The sequence below is a fragment of the Salinibacterium sp. SWN139 genome, assembly GCF_015864625.1.
In the GTDB taxonomy this organism is placed as follows: domain Bacteria; phylum Actinomycetota; class Actinomycetes; order Actinomycetales; family Microbacteriaceae; genus Rhodoglobus.
The window spans coordinates 420,418-434,316 of sequence record NZ_JADYWV010000002.1 but is presented as its reverse complement, the minus strand read 5'-3'; the positions used below and the strand labels follow the sequence as shown (position 1 = coordinate 434,316).

Annotated in this window: 12 protein-coding genes; 7 read left to right on the top strand and 5 right to left on the bottom strand. The window is 61.8% G+C overall.

The window, feature by feature from the left end; genetic code table 11:
* The first annotated feature begins 2 nt into the window (after positions 1 to 2).
* The 3 genes from I6E74_RS07245 to I6E74_RS07235 all read left to right on the top strand — a co-directional run bounded on the left by I6E74_RS07245 (position 3) and on the right by I6E74_RS07235 (position 3,971).
* The gene (locus I6E74_RS07245) at positions 3 to 1,055 is read left to right on the top strand and encodes an App1 family protein (RefSeq protein ID WP_197124331.1); all 1,053 of its coding nucleotides are present in this window, start codon (positions 3 to 5) and stop codon (positions 1,053 to 1,055) included.
* A gap of 79 nt (positions 1,056 to 1,134) precedes the next feature.
* A complete protein-coding gene (locus I6E74_RS07240; protein WP_197124329.1) occupies positions 1,135 to 2,931 on the top strand; it encodes a glycoside hydrolase family 15 protein in 1,797 nt (598 codons plus the stop codon).
* On the top strand, positions 2,928 to 3,971 hold the full coding sequence (locus tag I6E74_RS07235; RefSeq protein WP_197124327.1) for an FUSC family protein: 1,044 nt from the start codon (positions 2,928 to 2,930) through the stop codon (positions 3,969 to 3,971). Before I6E74_RS07240 ends, I6E74_RS07235 begins: the two co-directional genes overlap by 4 nt.
* Before the next feature lie 25 nt (positions 3,972 to 3,996).
* Here I6E74_RS07235 and I6E74_RS07230 read toward each other — a convergent pair whose 3' ends face one another.
* Positions 3,997 to 5,187, bottom strand: a complete 1,191-nt coding sequence (locus I6E74_RS07230) for a glycoside hydrolase family 3 N-terminal domain-containing protein (protein ID WP_197124325.1) — start codon at positions 5,185 to 5,187, stop codon at positions 3,997 to 3,999.
* A gap of 33 nt (positions 5,188 to 5,220) precedes the next feature.
* A complete protein-coding gene (locus tag I6E74_RS07225) occupies positions 5,221 to 5,691 on the bottom strand; it encodes a hypothetical protein (RefSeq protein ID WP_307784417.1) in 471 nt (156 codons plus the stop codon).
* 67 nt (positions 5,692 to 5,758) lie between these two features.
* On the opposite strand from I6E74_RS07225, the gene I6E74_RS07220 reads away from it, so the two are divergent.
* Entirely contained in the window at positions 5,759 to 6,580 is an 822-nt protein-coding gene (locus I6E74_RS07220) for a UbiA family prenyltransferase (protein ID WP_231604832.1), read from the top strand.
* A 38-nt stretch (positions 6,581 to 6,618) separates the two neighbouring features.
* On the opposite strand, the gene I6E74_RS07215 is transcribed toward I6E74_RS07220, so the two are convergent.
* From I6E74_RS07215 to I6E74_RS07205, 3 genes are read right to left on the bottom strand one after another with little or no spacing between them, the layout of a single operon-like run.
* Positions 6,619 to 8,004: an MFS transporter gene (locus I6E74_RS07215; RefSeq protein WP_197124321.1), complete on the bottom strand. Its 1,386-nt coding sequence runs from the start codon at positions 8,002 to 8,004 to the stop codon at positions 6,619 to 6,621.
* A 45-nt stretch (positions 8,005 to 8,049) separates the two neighbouring features.
* Positions 8,050 to 10,599 carry an RNA helicase gene (locus I6E74_RS07210; RefSeq protein ID WP_197124319.1) on the bottom strand — a complete coding sequence of 850 codons (2,550 nt, stop codon included), beginning with the start codon at positions 10,597 to 10,599 and terminating at the stop codon, positions 8,050 to 8,052.
* Between the two features lie 38 nt (positions 10,600 to 10,637).
* Positions 10,638 to 11,531 (bottom strand): EamA family transporter, encoded by an 894-nt coding sequence (locus I6E74_RS07205; RefSeq protein ID WP_197124317.1) that lies wholly within the window; start codon positions 11,529 to 11,531, stop codon positions 10,638 to 10,640.
* 69 nt (positions 11,532 to 11,600) lie between these two features.
* On the opposite strand from I6E74_RS07205, the gene I6E74_RS07200 reads away from it, so the two are divergent.
* The 3 genes from I6E74_RS07200 (at position 11,601) to I6E74_RS14725 (ending at position 13,892) form a co-directional block, all read left to right on the top strand.
* On the top strand, positions 11,601 to 13,079 hold the full coding sequence (locus I6E74_RS07200; RefSeq protein WP_197124315.1) for an SDR family oxidoreductase: 1,479 nt from the start codon (positions 11,601 to 11,603) through the stop codon (positions 13,077 to 13,079).
* 5 nt (positions 13,080 to 13,084) lie between these two features.
* Positions 13,085 to 13,324 (top strand): hypothetical protein, encoded by a 240-nt coding sequence (locus tag I6E74_RS07195; RefSeq protein WP_197124313.1) that lies wholly within the window; start codon positions 13,085 to 13,087, stop codon positions 13,322 to 13,324.
* 73 nt (positions 13,325 to 13,397) lie between these two features.
* A complete protein-coding gene (locus tag I6E74_RS14725) occupies positions 13,398 to 13,892 on the top strand; it encodes a cation:proton antiporter regulatory subunit (protein WP_197124311.1) in 495 nt (164 codons plus the stop codon).
* Positions 13,893 to 13,899: the final 7 nt, after the last annotated feature.

Below are 13,899 nucleotides of genomic sequence, written 5' to 3'. Positions count from 1 at the left end.
TAATGGCTCGAACCAGCGCATCCAGCAGTCCGTCGAAAACGGCGGGCGAGTTCCTTCATCGAGCCGCCCGCATCGAGGATTCGTTTCACCGGTGGCGCGAACGTCGTGGTCGCAAGCGCGGCCTCACCACCACGATCATCCCGTACAGCAGTTATGGTGCTCCCGGCTGGGCCCGAGTGCTGTGCCGTGTAGTGCTGACTCGAGGAACCGAGACATCAAAGAAGCGCGCCGAGAAGGTACGTGGCTGGCGCAGTTTCTTCAGCATCCCCGTTGATGACGAAGTAGTCACCGTGACCATCGGCGGAACGAAAGTGGAAGTCACCCCGAGCCGCGGTGGCGTTATAGATACTCAAATTAGTGCCACCCTCAGCCCCGGCTGGCAGACCGCCACCCTTGATTCCGCTGGTGCGGAACCCGCGACCGCGCACATCTTCGTGGTGGACCCCCAGTCGACTTTCGGCGTGATCTCTGACGTCGATGACACCGTCATGGTTACCGCGCTTCCTCGCCCGCTTCTCGCCGCCTGGAACACCTTCGTGCTCGACGAACACGCCCGACGCCCGGTAGCGGGCATGGCCGTGCTGTACGACAGAATCGCTCGCGCGAACCCCATCGCTCCCGTGATTTATCTCTCGACCGGCGCGTGGAATGTGGCCCCAACGCTCACTCGCTTTCTTCGGCGCAATCTCTACCCCCGCGGAGCAATGCTGCTCACCGACTGGGGCCCAACCCACGATCGCTGGTTCCGCAGCGGCGCTGAGCACAAACGTGCCGAGCTGCGACGTCTAGCCGCAGAGTTTCCCAGCGTGAAGTGGCTCCTTGTGGGCGACGATGGCCAACACGACGAAGAGATCTATGGCGAATTCGCTCGTAGTCATCCCGACAACGTCTCCGCCGTCGCCATCCGCCAGCTCTCGACTGGTGAAGCAGTTCTCGCCGGTGGACGGAGCCGGTTGGCAGAGGACGAAGAAACGTCCTCGATTCCCTGGCGGTTTGCGCCAGACGGTGCCCGCCTCGCTATTGAGCTGCGTGAACTCGGCCTCATTAACGACTAGCGTCACATTCTTTGTTAAATTTGGCGCACGATGCGCCGATGTACAGGGTCACAGCCTTTTACGCTGCAATGATTGAACAATGGCGTTACCTATCGAAGACTATGCCCTCATCGGCGACTGTCAGACTGCTGCCCTCATCGGAAAAGACGGCAGCATTGACTGGCTGTGCTTTCCGAGATTCGACTCCGCATCAATGTTCGGAGCGTTGCTCGGCAACGAAGACCACGGCCGTTGGCTAGTGGCTCCGCGGGCGAGTGTGGATGCTCCCGCTACCGTCACAACGACGCGCAAGTACCAAGACAACACCTTCATCCTCGTCACCAATTGGGTAACAGAAGACGGCGAAGTTGAAGTCACCGACTTCATGCCCCACGGCAACCGCCGGGCCGATGTCATCCGTCGCGTGCGCGGAATCCGCGGCAGCGTGGAGATGTACGCCGAACTGTTGATTCGCTTTGGCTACGCCACCGCTTTGCCGTGGCTGCACCAAGCGCCCGAATCGGGCGGTCACGCCATCATCGGCGTTGCCGGCCCCGATGCCATCGTTGCTCGCGGCGTTGAGATGCACGCGTCAGACCACACACACCGTGGTGAATTCACCGTGGGTGCTGGCGAGGTTCGCGACTTGACCATGACGTGGTACCCCGCGCACCGCAATCCACCAGCCGCGGTCAACGTGGATTCTGTGCTCGAGACCACAAGTCAGTGGTGGCTTAACTGGTCGGCACATTGCGAGCCGACGGAACAGTATCGCGAGATCGTCAAGCGATCGCTACTGGTTCTCCGCGTGCTCACCCACGAAGACACCGGCGGAATCGTGGCTGCGGCGACGACCAGTCTGCCGGAGTGGTTCGGGGGCACCCGCAACTGGGACTACCGCTATGTCTGGCTCCGCGACGCGGCGCTCACCCTGCACGTGTTGCTTGACCACGGCTATGTTTCCGAAGCCGAGGCCTGGCGCCGGTGGTTGCTCCGCGCCATCGCCGGTGACCCCGCCGATGTTCAAATCATGTACGGCCTCTCTGGCGAGCGCTGGTTGGAGGAGCGCGAGCTCACTTCCCTGCCCGGCTACGAGGGTGCTTCCCCCGTGCGCGTCGGCAACGGCGCCTTTGACCAGTTTCAAGGCGATGTCTTTGGTGAAGTCATGGTGGCCCTCCAAGCTGCTCGACGCTCTGGCGTTCACGAGAATGACTTCTCTTGGCCCCTGCAGCGCGCGCTCATGTCGCACGTCGAAGACAACTGGCAACGCCCCGATAACGGCATCTGGGAGATCCGTGGGCCAGAACGTCACTTCACTCACTCTCGCGTGATGCTGTGGGCGGCGATGGACTGTGCGATTACCGCTGTCGAAGAGTTTGGACTCGATGGTCCCATCGAGACGTGGAAAGAGATCCGCGAAGAGATCTACCAAGAAATCGAGCGCGAAGGGTGGGATGCCGAGCGTGGCACCTACACGCAGTATTACGGTGGCACCGGCGTCGACGCTTCACTTCTGCAACTCCCTCAGGTCGGCTACCTTGCCGCCGATGACCCCCGCATGCTGGGAACAGTCGCGGCGATTGAAGACGAACTGCTCTCCGACGGACTCGTGTTGCGATACCTCACCGAAAGCGGTGTCGACGGGTTGCCTGATGGCGAGAATCCGTTCCTCACGTGTTCCTTCTGGTTGGTTGAGCAGTACGCTGCGTCCGGCCGAATGGCTGACGCAACCACCCTCATGGATCGCCTCGTCGGCTTCGCAAACGATGTCGGTCTCATTAGCGAGGAATACGACACCGTGAACAATCGCCAGGCGGGAAACACCCCTCAAGCACTCAGCCACCTGGCACTCGTGCGCGCCGCCGATGCGATTTCGGAAGCAAAGACACCCCGGTGAAGTTCGTAACGACGCTTGTTATTGCGCGTCGTTCTCCGCTGCTGCAAGTACTCAAAACATCTGTTGCCGCGGTAATCGCGTGGCTCGTCGCGGGTTTCGTCGTGCAACAACCGCTGCCCATTTTTGCGGCGATCGCAGCACTCCTCGTGGTGCAGCCGAGCGTTACGCAGTCGATCGAAAAGGGCCTCGAGCGCAGTATTGGTGTTGTCGCGGGCGTAGTGATCGCTCTCGGGGCCGGGCAACTCTTCGGAGACTCAACCTGGGTCATTCTGATGGTGATCGTGCTCGCGGTCGTCGTCGCTTGGGCGTTGAAACTCAGCGCGGGGTCTGCCAACCAGATTCCCATCAGCGCCATGCTAGTGATCGCGCTCGGCGGCCAGAATGCTGAATATGCCGTTGACCGCATCATCGAGACGATCATCGGTGCCATGATCGGCCTCATCGTGAACCTCGCGATCGTTGCCCCCGTGATCGTGAGCCCCGCCCACACCGCGGTGTCGTTGCTGACCAAGCACACCGCTGCGGCCCTCGAGTCCTTAGCCTCCGCCCTCCGTGTGCCCAAGACGGATGCCGAACTCGAGGTGCTGTTGGCAGATTCGCGCCACCTCAAAGAGCTTCGCGACGCGGCCTCCGCAGCACTTCGCAAGGGAACAGACAGCCTGACGTTGAACCCCCGCCGCAGCAAACACCACCGCATGCTGCGCCGCGACCGCGACCTCTTTGCAATGCTCACTGTGATCGTCACTCGAACGCTCGGGATGGCGCGTGCCATTCACGACCGTTACGATTCCGACCTCGCAACCGACCCCGTTGCGCTGTCGATTGCGGGCGAACTCGAACGCGCCGCCCACGACTTGCGGCTGCGCGGCCGCTCACCGAGCGAACGGGAGACCGCGCCGCCGACGCGGGAACTTCTCACGCTCACCGCTCCGCTCACGGTGTTGACGCCGCATCCGCAGCATTGGATCTTGATCGGTTCGCTGCTGGAGGATGTGCGTCGCGTTCACGAAGAAATTGTCGGCGACAAGCCAACCGGCTAGCAGCTGAGCAGGCGAGCGTCGCTCGTTAGCCTGCGATCGTGACGCAGCCGGCTAGACAGTGCACGAAGCGACCGGTCTCGCCGGAGAGGCCGCGGCGCATTTCAAGCAGCTTCAGCGCAGCCTCGTCGATGACGGCTTCATCGAGTTCGCCCTCGTCAATAGCGTGCGACACGGCGGTCACAATACCGGAGGCGTCAACAGCTCCGACGTAGAGCAGCATCGTGTTGCCCGCCTCGATCGCGCGCACCGCGTTGGTGACCTGATTCGAATATTCTGCTACTCCTGAACGCTCAAGCATGCCCATGTCGTCGGTGATCGATACCCCATCAAATCCGAGATCGTCGCGCAAGATTTCGTGCCAGCGAGCCGAGAACGTCGCCGGTTCCTGGTCGACCGCGGTGAACTCAAGATGCCCGAACATGACCAAGGGGGCGCCAGCGGCAATACCCTCCTCGAACGGCACCGCGTGAGTGGATTTCCAGTCGTCATACGACAGTGCCGTCGTCGGGATGCTCGTGTGCGAATCCCCTTCGGCTGCACCATGCCCCGGAAAGTGTTTGAGCGTAGAAAGAATGGGAGATTCGCCCTCAACGGCCTCAGCAACGCGCGCGCCCGCCTCCGCTCCGGTACTGCCAAATGAACGTTCGTAGATGAAACTCGACTGATCGCTGGCAACGTCGGCGACGATTCCGAAATTGACCGATACCCCCACCGATTCGAGCAGGGCACCACGTTGAGCGAAGGCGTCGAAGGTGGCTTGCGGGTCACGATCGCGCAGTTCGAGGGCAGATGCCGCGTCATCCGTCGGAACGCGACGCACGATTCCGCCCTCCTGGTCGGTGGCCACCAAAACAGGCAAGCCCGACTCGTCACTGAGAGCAGCGGTATCTGCGGTGAGTTGGCTGAGCGTGCTCGGGATGTTGTCGCCCATGAGGATAAAGCCGCCGACATCCGCAAAATCAGAACTGATGCGATCGGCCGGAGAAACCCCGGGGATGTGGACCATGAGCATGCTCAACACTTTTTGTCGCAGTGACATCGTGGACAGTCGATCACTCGCGTACTGCGCGACTGGATCGACCTGCACGGGCGCTACGCGTGGCGCAAAAGTGGGTGCTGGCACCACAGCAGACGGTGACGTCGCCGTACAGCCCACGAGAGTGAACGAAACAGCCAGTGCAACCGCAAACGCGGGGACTCGGCGCGCACTCGTCATGCTGCGATGGTACCCGGGATCAGAAAATCGGGGTTAAGAAAGCCACGTGAGGGAGGCAAAGTCTTCGGCAGTCAGACCAAACTCTTCTGTGGCGTGCGCGACCGTCGTGCGCACGTCAGGAACTTCAACGTCTTTGCGCGTAATGATGTCGATTCCCGAAGGCGTGAGCCGGGAACGCGAGAACCGCAAGACAACCGTGTCGAAGGCATCATCAGCCCCCACAACCTGCCAGCGGCTTGTCAGCACTTTGAGCCAGCCCTGACCGCGCCACACAAACTCGTCTCCCTGGAGGCGGTCTGTGCCCACGATGGTCTTGGTTTCGCCCGCGCGAGTGGTGTAGCTCACGGTGTCGGCAAGCGTGAGCTCATCGCCCTCTGCAGGCTCATAAGTGAACTCAGGATTGTGACGGGTGCCATCGAGCCACATCGGAAAATTGGTCGCGGCAATCGCCCACGTACCTGGCAGCTTGGCGGCAAGCACCGAAGCATCAAAAACATCACTCACAGAATCAACATAGGTCACAATGTCTGTGAGTAAGCATCACGACTCTGCCAAACGCTACTCTTGCCTCATGTTGCGTGCCCTTGCCCGGTCCACCCACCCGGGACCAACCGTTGCGGTGACGCTCATCGCGTGCGCGTTAGCGTGGGGTGCCGGCCTTGACGGATGGCGCGTGGCTGTAGTGACCGTCACGATCTTGTCTAACCAACTCTCCGTTGGCCTCTCGAACGACTGGCTCGATGCGGCACGGGATCGCCGGACGGGACGCACCGATAAGCCGATCGCGAGCGGCGAAGTATCGTCACAACTCGTGGCGACCATCGCGATCATCGCGGCCGCAACATCCGTCGGGCTGTCGTTGACGCTTGGCCCCCTTGCGGCTCTGGCTCATGGGGTGTTTCTCGCGAGCGGCTGGCTCTACAACCTCGGGCTCAAATCAACCATCGCCTCCGTCGTGCCGTACATCATCGGTTTCGGCGCACTGCCCGCCATCGTGACTCTCTCTGGCCAGCCGCCACAACTCGCCGCAGCGTGGGTAATTGTCGCCGGTGCCCTTCTCGGTGTTGCCGCTCACTTCAGCAATGTGCTGCCCGATCTTGACGACGACCGAGAGACCGGGGTGCGAGGGTTGCCACACTACCTTGGCTCTGCTGCATCCGGAGTCGTTATCGCCGTCAGCCTTGTCGCAGCGTCTCTCGCTATCGTGTTCGGTCCTGGCACCCCGCCCACGGCGGTCGGCCTCCTGGGCGCCGCCGCGATACTCGCGATTGCGATGGTGAGCCTGACGCTTATCATCCGCAACGTTATGAAGCGGATGCTGTTTCGACTCAGCATCGTCGCCGCGCTGATCAGCGTGGTACTTTTGCTGCTCTCAGCACCACAACTCCGCTAACACGCGCCTCGCACTCCGTTCGGATGGGCGACGCCAGCTCAGGCCAGCGGCGGAGAAGCATCCGGAATGGGAGTCTCCGTCGGAGCAGGATTGCGGATGCCTAGGAACGACACCAGCGCCCCGGCGAACAGCAGCGATGCCATCACGATGACAACCCGGTGAAAGTTTTCGGGGGCAAGCGGCCCCACGACGATCACACCGACGAGGGCGACGGTGATGAGCCCGGCGATGCGGGACACGGCGTTGTTGACGGCAGAACCGATGCCCGCCTGTTCCGCGGAGATCGCCCCCAAGATGGCTGACGTGAGTGGAGCAACGGTCATCGACATGCCCACGGCGAAGAGAAGCACGCCCGGCAAGACCTCGGTGAAGTAATTGACCGTCTCTCCCATACCCAGGAACGTGATGTAGCCGCTGGCGCCCAAGAGCGGCCCGAGCGTCATGAACCAGCGAGGCCCATACTGGCCACTCAACCGACCAAAGTACGAGGACAGCAGGATGATGCCGATCGACGACGGCAGAAACGCGAGCGCGGCAGAGGTCGCCGAATAGTTGGCCACCTCTTGCAGGTAGATCACGACGATGAAACCGCCAAGAGCGAGGCCGCCATAAATGAACATCGTGGCGATATTCCCCCAGCTGAAATTGCGGTGGCGAAAGAGCTCGAGCGGCAACATGGGATGCGGAGCTTTGCCCTGCCACAACAGAAAAGCAACGAGGCTCAGGATGCCGACCGTGAACGGCACAAAGACCACAGGGCTGTCCCAGCCGAAATTTCCTTGCTCGATGAGGGCGAAGACGGGCCCGCCGAGACCCACGATTCCCAAAGCAGCACCGAGAAAGTCAACGCGGGTGTTCACTTTACGTTCGTCTTTGTGGCCGAGTAGCACGATCATCCACAGCGTCACAGCAATCGGAATCACATTGATGGCGAAGACGAGGCGCCAGCTCAGAAGGTCAACAAAGAGCCCACCAAGAACGGGGCCAACAAGAAATGCGGCACTCGTCCACGCGGTCCATTGGCCTATTGCGGCGGCTTGGGCTGCACCCCGGAATGACGACATGATGAGTGCCAACGAGCTCGGAACCAGCAGAGCTCCCGCGATTCCCTGAACCCCGCGGAACGCAATCAAAAATTCTGCGGTGGGCGCCACGGCGATTAACAGCGATGCGGCCCCGAAGCCAATGAGCCCGACGCGCAGAATCACAATGCGACCGAACACATCAGAGAGCGAACCAGCCAACAAAATCAGGGAACCGAGCGTAATGAGATACGCATCGACAACCCACTGCTGGGTGCTCAACCCACCGCCCAAATCGGCGCTGATCGCAGGAAGGGCAACGTTGATGACGGAGCCATCGAGAAACGCGACAAAAGACGCGAGAATCGCGACCACGAGAACGAAACGCTGAGAGCGGAGCATAGAAGAATTCAACACCGAACTGGGCGCGATTATGCCGAGCCACCGCTAATCAAGACGGGTGAATCCCGTCACGCGAACCACAGCAATACCCTCAACGGCAGATTCGGCGAGGTCAACCGTCGCAGTAATCGCCCAGTCGTGGTTGCCCGCGGGGTCTTCAATGATCTGACGCACATGCCATTGGCCCGGCTCCTCGGTGATGGCGATCATGGCGGGGCCGCGCGCGTCACCCGCCACAGAGATGGTGTCGTGCTCGTCGAAGTAGCGGTCGAGCGCCTCGCCCCATGCCTCCTCATCGAAGCCGGCTGCGGCATCCAACTCACCGAGTGCGACCGCGTCGTCGCGGGCGGCGAGCTGCACTCGGCGGAACATTTCGTTACGCACAAGCACGCGGAAGGCCCGTCCATTGGTGACAACGGATGCCGGAGTTGGCGGCAGCACTGGCTCGCCGCTGGTAGCGGAGTCGACGCCGTTCGTCATGGCCTCCCACTCGTCGATGAGGCTCGAGTCGACCTGGCGCACCAGTTCGCCGAGCCACTCGATGAGGTCAAGAAGTTCGTCGGTTTTGGCATCATCCGGAATCGTTTGACGGGTCGCTCGGTAGGCATCGGAGAGATACCGCAACACGAGACCTTCGCTGCGCGCAAGACCGTAGAAACCGACGAAGTCAGCGAAGGTCATGGCCCGCTCGTAGAGGTCGCGCACGACAGTTTTGGGGCTGAGTTCGAAATCGCCGATCCAGGGCTGGCTTGCGCTGTACATCTCAAAGGCGGCCGTAAGCAGTTCTTCAAGCGGCTTGGGCCAGGTGACCTCTTCGAGCAGTTCCATGCGCTGGTCGTACTCGATGCCCTCGGCCTTCATTGCCGCGACAGCCTCGCCGCGCGCCATGAACTGTTGCTGCGACAGAATCGGCCGCGGGTTATCGAGCGTCGCTTCAAGCACCGAAATCATGTCCAGCGCATACGTGGGTGATTCCTTGTCGAGCAGGTCGAAGGAGGCTACAGCAAACGGCGAGAGCGGCTGGTTGAGAGCGAAGTTCGCCTGCAGGTCAACGGTCAGTCGAATCTCAATGCGTTCGTCGAAGCTCTCGACCTCTTCGACATCCACAATCATGGTGTCCGAGACGCGGTGTTCTTCGACAATCTCGGCGGTGCGCAGGGTGCGGTAGATCGCCAGCGCTTGCTTCGCCAGTTCACGTTGCTTGGTTCGGGGTTCGTGGTTGTCTTCTACAAGAGTGCGCACGTTGGTGAAGACGTCTCCCCCGCGGGCGATCACGTTGAGGATCATGGCGTGGTTCATGCGCATGTTGCTCGTGAGCTGTTCTGGCTCGGCGGCGATCATGCGGTTGAAGCTCGCTTCGCTCCAAGTCACAAACCCGTCGGGAGCTTTCTTGCGCACGAGCTTGCGCAGCTTCTTGGGGTCGTCTCCCGCTTTGGCCACCATCTTGGCGTTGTCAGATTCGTGTTCGGGGGCTTGAGCAACCACCGTACCGGCGGTGTCGAAACCGGCACGACCCGCTCGGCCCGCGATCTGGTGGAATTCGCGAGCGGTGAGCTGGCGCATCCGCGTTCCGTCGTACTTCGTGAGCTGGGTGAGCAGAACGGTGCGGATGGGCACGTTAATGCCGACGCCCAAAGTGTCGGTTCCGCAAATGACGCGCAGCAGCCCGCGCTGGGCCAGTTGTTCGACGAGGCGACGGTACTTAGGCAGCATGCCGGCGTGGTGCACGCCGATGCCCGAGCGGATGAGGCGTGACAGCGTCTTGCCGAACACTGTCGTGAAACGGAAGTCACCGATGGCATCAGCGATCTCGTCGCGTTGCTCGCGCGTCACGACCTTGAGGCTCGTCATCGCTTGGGCACGCTCCAACGCTGCGGCCTGCGAGAAATGGACAATGTAAATCGGGGCCTGGCCCGTCGAGAGAAGATCTTCGACCGTCTCGTGAATCGGCGTGAGCGCCCACGAGTAGTGCAGGGGAACAGGACGTTCCACCCCGGTGATGAGGCTCGTCTCGCGGCCCGTGCGACGGCTGAGATCATCCGCCAACGGCTGCATGTCGCCGAGCGTGGCCGACATCAACACGAACTGCACGTTGGGCAGAATGAGCAGCGGTACCTGCCAGGCCCAGCCGCGATCGGGGTCGGCGTAGAAGTGGAACTCGTCCATCACTACCTGGTCGACCCGGGCATCCGCCCCTTCACGGAGAGCAAGGTTGGCAAGAATCTCTGCCGTGCAGCAAATGATGGGCGCATCGGCGTTGACGGACGAGTCTCCCGTGACCATCCCGACGTTTTCGGCACCGAATACCTCGACGAGGGCAAAAAACTTCTCGCTCACCAGCGCCTTGATCGGGGCTGTATAGAACGTGCGTTGGCCCTGGGTCAGCGCGATGGCGTGAGCGGCAATAGCTACGAGAGACTTGCCGGTGCCCGTGGGGGTCGAGAGGATCACATTCGCGCCCGAGACGAGCTCGATGACAGCTTCATCCTGCGCAGGATAGAGAGTCAATCCGCGATCGGATGCCCACCCGACGAAAGCGTCATAGGTTGCGTCTGCGTCAAAGGGCGTCGGAAGCGCATCCAGAAGTGAGGCCATTGTTCCACCGTAGCCGGGTCAGCACCCCTCTGAGCACGCTAGCTGAGCGCGAGCATCACCGAAGCGACGAGGGCGAGCAGCATTCCGAGAAGCTGAATACGGCTGACCTTCTCGTGCAGTGTAAAGCGAGCGAGCACAATTGTGGCGAGCGGATACAAGCTCACGAGCACCGAAACAACCGCCAAGCTTCCCGCCTGGAGAGCGAAAAGAATGAACGCATTGGATGCCCCAACGAGCACACCACCGGCGGCGGCAAGAATGCGTGCCCGGCTCACACTCACGACGGGTCCGCCCTCGGGCTGGTGATCGAACTGGGCGAAGAAGTCGTGCAGCGGAGCACTCAGCCGGGTGAAAGCAAGCAGCAGGAGCATGACGGCAAGCCCAACCACAATCTCGACGACCGCGGTAGCGAGCCCCGCGGATTCCGGGGCATGGTCGAGAGCAATGAGGGCACCACCGAGGCTGACACCGGACACAATGCTGACCAAGACGGTGCGGGGGCGAACCCGCGCAGCAGAATCTGATCGAGTGACCGACACCAACAGAGCGCTGACGAGCGCGAGCACAATGGCGATCCACGCTTGCGCTGGGAGTTGCTCGCCCGTAATTACCGCAAACGCGACCGGAACCACCGCGCCCACGACCGCAATCAAAGGCGCGACCAAGCTCATCGGGCCATCCGCAAGGGCAGCGTAGAAGGTGAGCAACCCTACGATGGCGGCCACGCCGGAGACGCCGCCCCAGAGCAGGGCACCCGGTTCGAAACGCACGGGAACAAAGAGCATCGCAATCAGGAGAGACACGGTGGCGAAGACGTGGATGATCGTGGTCGCGGGTACGACCCGCAAGCGTCGAGTGCTCAAGCCTCCGAAGAAGTCTGAGACACCATAAAACACGGAGCCGGCGAGGGCGAGCACGACGCTGAGGATCATTCCGCCAGCATACGGCTCGTACGCTCCCGTACGAGCCAAACGGGGCTGCCGGCGCGGGTAGAATCGGGTGTGCTTAATTCCAGCGATCTCCCTGAACATGACCCCGCCGTTGTGGATCCCGGTGAGCTCGAAACCACTCTCAAAGTGCTCAGCCAGATGGCAGGCATGGACGAGGAGCACCCCGACTTTGTGACAGTGCGCCGCGCTACCGCCGCCATGTTCAAGGCCGTCAAGAAAGAGCGCCGCCTCGAGAAACGCGCCGCCATCGCCGACGCCGACCGCGAAGTGATTGCGGCAACTGCCACAGGCGCTGCCGACCGCATCGACGACGAGACTCGCGGCATCCCGATTTCGACGAACACTGAAGCTCCGACGGCGGGCGAGCTGATCAAGGCGCGCCCCTGCTACATCTGCAAGCAGCCCTATACGACCGTTGATTCGTTCTATCACCAGCTCTGCCCGAGCTGCGCGGCGTTCAATCACGCCAAGCGTGACGCCCGCACTGACCTCACTGGAAAGCGTGCGCTGCTCACGGGTGGTCGCGCCAAGATCGGCATGTACATCGCGTTGCGTTTGCTGCGGGATGGCGCGCACACCACCATCACGACCCGCTTTCCGCGGGATGCCGTTCGTCGTTTCTCGAGCCTGCCCGACTCGGCAGACTGGCTGCACCGCCTTCGCGTGGTCGGAATCGACCTCCGCGACCCCGCCCAGGTGATCGGGCTGGCCGAGTCCGTTGCGGCGCAGGGGCCGCTCGACATCCTCATCAACAATGCGACTCAGACGGTGCGCCGCTCCCCCGGTGCTTACCAGCCTCTCGTGGATGGTGAGCTTGCTCCGCTGCCCGATGGCCCGTTGCCCGAGCTCACGACCTTTGGCCACACCAACGACCCGCACCCGCAGGCCCTCGCGCAGTCTGTATCGGCGCATCCGATCTTGGCCGCCGCTGCCACGCGCGCCGAAGAACTGACCGAACAGGCCATGACAGCCGGCTCGAGTTCGCTCGAACGTCTCGCTGCGGGCACGGCGATTGATGCTGGCGGGCTCGTTCCCGATCTCGACTCAATCAACTCGTGGACCCAGCATGTCGATCAGGTTGATCCGCTCGAGATGTTGGAAGTTCAGCTCGCTAACACGACTGCTCCCTTTGTGCTGATCTCGATGCTGCGTCCTTCGATGGCCGCCTCGACTGCGCGACGCAAATACATTGTCAACGTGTCGGCAATGGAAGGCGTTTTCGGTCGCGGTTACAAGGGACCCGGGCATCCGCACACCAACATGGCCAAGGCTGCCGTGAACATGCTGACGCGCACCAGCTCTCGCGAAATGTTCGAGACCGACGGCATTCTCATGACGAGCGTTGACACCGGCTGGATTACGGATGAGCGCCCCCACCCCACGAAGGTGCGACTCGCAGAAGAGGGCTTCCATGCGCCCCTCGACCTTGTCGATGGTGCGGCCCGGGTCTATGACCCCATCGTGCGCGGCGAGGACGGCGAAGACCTGTTCGGCATCTTCTTGAAGGACTACGACAAGAGCTCATGGTGACCCCGATGGCTACCCCGGCAGAGTTTCTGAAGGCAACCGCGAGTGGAACCCGTGTGGTGGTGCGCCATCTCATCGAGGATGGACGGGCCACCGACGCCCTCGGCTACTTTCACCTGGCCGACGATACGCACTGTGTTGTTGCCACCAAGCGCGGATTAGAGACCATCGAGCTCGCGAAAGTTATCGCGGCCAAAGAAGTGCCGCCACCGCCAGCGCCACGCCCGCGGGCCGGGTCGCCCGAATAGTAGGGGATGCGCCCGAACAGGCGTAGGCTGCTCGCTGGACTATTGGCCACAATCGAATGGGTAAGTTGGAACCGTGGGCGTAAGAATCGAACGAATTGACCTTCCCGGGTTTGGCGTACGCAACGACGTCATCACGAACTCAGGATGCCGCGTCAGCGTGGTGTCGCTGCGCTCGGGTGAACGCGACCTCGCCTTCTTCAATGCGGATGACCCCGACTCCAACGCGGCGTCAATCTCGCTGAGCGATGATGAAGCCTCGGCCATCGCAGAAGTTCTCGGCTCGTCGCTTACGCTCAGCCGCCTGTCTGCGCTCGGAGAAAAAGCTGAAGGACTCTTCACCGAGGAGATCTCGCTGCCCAATGGATCCGGCTTTGTCGGTCACCCCATGGGCGACATGAAAGCCCGCACCCGCACGAGTGCTTCTATCGTTGCCATCGTGCGTGGCAACGATGTCGTCGCCTCGCCCGGCCCCGAGGTAGTTTTCGAGTCGGGTGACGTCATTGTTGCTGTCGGCACGCGCCAGGGTCTCGACGCACTCGGCAAGCTCATCAATAACGGCCCCAGCTAAGAGCCGC

Coding starts and splice junctions, on each gene's coding strand:
- I6E74_RS07245 (WP_197124331.1), top strand. CDS start 3: ATGGCTCGAACCAGCGCATCCAGCAGTCCGTCGAAAACGGCGGGCGAG.
- I6E74_RS07240 (WP_197124329.1), top strand. CDS start 1,135: ATGGCGTTACCTATCGAAGACTATGCCCTCATCGGCGACTGTCAGACT.
- I6E74_RS07230 (WP_197124325.1), bottom strand. CDS start 5,187: ATGACGAGTGCGCGCCGAGTCCCCGCGTTTGCGGTTGCACTGGCTGTT.
- I6E74_RS07220 (WP_231604832.1), top strand. CDS start 5,759: ATGTTGCGTGCCCTTGCCCGGTCCACCCACCCGGGACCAACCGTTGCG.
- I6E74_RS07215 (WP_197124321.1), bottom strand. CDS start 8,004: ATGCTCCGCTCTCAGCGTTTCGTTCTCGTGGTCGCGATTCTCGCGTCT.
- I6E74_RS07210 (WP_197124319.1), bottom strand. CDS start 10,599: ATGGCCTCACTTCTGGATGCGCTTCCGACGCCCTTTGACGCAGACGCA.
- I6E74_RS07205 (WP_197124317.1), bottom strand. CDS start 11,531: ATGATCCTCAGCGTCGTGCTCGCCCTCGCCGGCTCCGTGTTTTATGGT.
- I6E74_RS07195 (WP_197124313.1), top strand. CDS start 13,085: ATGGCTACCCCGGCAGAGTTTCTGAAGGCAACCGCGAGTGGAACCCGT.